The 2,755-nt window shown below is 31.8% G+C and carries 1 protein-coding gene; it reads right to left on the bottom strand.

What is annotated here, in order from left to right:
* Window positions 1-2,406, bottom strand: a 2,406-nt coding sequence (locus ACRC03_RS18475) for a beta strand repeat-containing protein (RefSeq protein ID WP_438654079.1), incomplete at its 3' end; no start/stop codon positions are given.
* Window positions 2,407-2,755: the final 349 nt, after the last annotated feature.

Here is a 2,755-nt window from a genome sequence, read left to right as displayed (position 1 = left end):
ATTTACACCTAAGTTTGGTATAGATACTCCAGGTGGTGGGCTTAGTGTGCCTCCACTTATAGTTGTTCCATTTACTTTTACTGAATTTGGTACGAATATTGTGCCATTTGGAGTAGTATCTGTAAAAAATATATTACTTGCAGTAGTCGTTCCAGTATTTTTTAATACTATAGTATACGTTATAGTATCTCCAATAAATGCTCCTGGCAAATCTACCGCTTTTGTAGGTAATATTAATGCAGTTCTAGTTATAGTTGTAGTTACGATATTACTATTAGCACTACCAGCTGTAGTAGTTACAACACTTGGGTCAACTTGATAGTTAAATGTAGTGTTACTACTATTTAAAACACGATTTGGTGATGGTATAGTATTTACAGTTACCTTAAATGTTACTGTAAAAATTCCACCTGCTGGGATTGTACCTATATTAATACCTGGAGGTGCAGGACTTACACCAGTTTTAACTACACCATTTACAGTAAATGAGTTCGCTACAAATGTTGTTCCTGTTGGGATTGTATCTTTGAAAATTACAGCATTAGCACTTGTAGTTCCTGTATTTGGAATAGTAATTGTATAAGTTATAACATCATTAAGCGTTGCAAAATCTTTATCAACAATTTTAGTTGTATTTGTCAAGTCTGCTCTATTTATAAAAGTATTAGCAAGATTGGTGCTAGATGAACCACTTCCAACTACATTTGGAATAGTACTATTATTTATGGTATATGAAAATGTCATAGATGCATAGTTTGGTATAGGGTTAGGACTTGGTAGTGCAGTTACTCTTACTTGGAATGTTACAGTTGAAGTATTACCTCCTTTTATAGCATTTGGTAGAGTTGCTCCTGGAGGAGTCGGAGATAACCCTGTAAGAACAGTTGTATCTTGTCTTAATGAATTTGCTACAAATGTTGTTCCATTTGGTATTGTATCTATAAACTTTATATTTATAGCTGTTGTATTTCCAGTATTTTTCATTGGAATTGTATAAGTTATTATATCTCCTATATTAGCATAAGTTTTAGCTATTTTACTGCTTGAAAGTATTGCATTTAGTATTGTTGTACTAACTGTATTTGAGTTTATTCCTACAGGCAAACCATTATAAACAAATGTAGAAGATGCATTGTTTTTAACTACATTTGGTGAAGGTATGGTACTTGTAGTTAAAACTTTGAAAGTAACTGTTGTGATACCTCCAAAAGCTATAGTTCCTAAATTTATTCCAGTAGGAGGAGCAGGATTTCCAGGATTTGAAACTCCATTTATAGTTAAACTATTTGCTATAAAAGTAGTGTTAGTTGGAATTGTATCTATTAACACTACATTTGAATATGGTAAAGTCCCAGTATTTATAATTGGAATAGTGTAGGTTATTGTATCTCCTACATCTGCATATGGTTTATCTACTGTTTTTATAGGGTCATCAAAACCTTGGTTATCTATTTGGAATGCATTTACAGACACGGCAATACCCTCACCATAAGCATTATTTACAAGAGTAACCAAAGTAATATTATTTCCTATTTTTCCATTTAGGCTAACGTTTGTAATATCTGTTCCATATCTGGTTCCTTTTACAACAGAGCTACTATTATATGTTCCAAAAGAACCTGTTGTATCAAGTTGACCTACATTTGGAGAGAGTGTGTCACAATTATTTATTTGATGATTATAAAATCCTGTAGCCGTATTATTTGGTCCAGTAAGGGTAAATACTCCTAAACCACCATTAAAATTATTACTATTAGTATTTTCTCCATCATAACCCATTGTTAAATATCTACCAGTTACAGCACCACTCTTTGGTGTTACTAGACCTGTAATAGTAGTGGTTGCAGTAGTTCCCATAGGTATCTCTACAATTCCTACATTTATGTCAATAAGTTTTCTAGTATAAGATTGACTAGATATAACAACATTTAACATCCATCCTAAAGATCCAGCTGATCCTCCTAATGTTGCATAACCTTTTGAAAAAATATAAAGCCCACTTCCGCCAGCACTTACTAGAGAAGTTACATCTGCTGAGTTGGAACCCATAGAGATTGAACCAGGTGCTCCGTAGTATGCAAAATTTGCTGTTATTGTATTAGGTATTGTTGAAGCAGGTGTTGTAAGTTGACAACTTCCTGAAACAATTGTGTTTGTACCTATTGTACCACCCCAAGTTAATATAGCATACTCAACAGTTGAACCTAGTGGAATATTTAAATATGCAGATGAACTATTTTCAAGATAGTTTATAGTAGTACCAGCTGGATACCCTGCTACTTGCTTTGATGTGTCTAAAGTTGTAAATACTCCTATTCCACTAACTCCATCTGAAAGACCTACAGTATTTCCTGTAGCTATTATATATCCGTTTAATACTTTATTATAGGTTTTTATAAATGCCATAATGTTCTCCTTTCTCGCTCAATTATGAGTAATAAATTAAAGTTTTTATATTCTATGAATATATATAGTTGTAAAAATATGCCGTATTTATTTTAATTATCAACATAGATTTACATAATGTATTGTATGGCTTTGTTACTGTTACTGTTACTGTTACTGTTATGATTTTTTTCAGATAATATGAAAATACCCTTTTTCACTGTGATTATTTGTAAGCGTAAAAAAATTGACGCCTAACATATATAATTTAAAATTGGTATAATAAAGCCAATAGTTTAGAAATATGATTTCTACTGCTATTGGCTACAATTTTATATTTAAATGTGAAAACTATTTTGACTGTATTTTT

The organism is Romboutsia sp., assembly GCF_051659545.1.
In the GTDB taxonomy this organism is placed as follows: domain Bacteria; phylum Bacillota; class Clostridia; order Peptostreptococcales; family Peptostreptococcaceae; genus JBOFOR01.
This window is presented reverse-complemented; position numbering and strand designations above follow the sequence as displayed.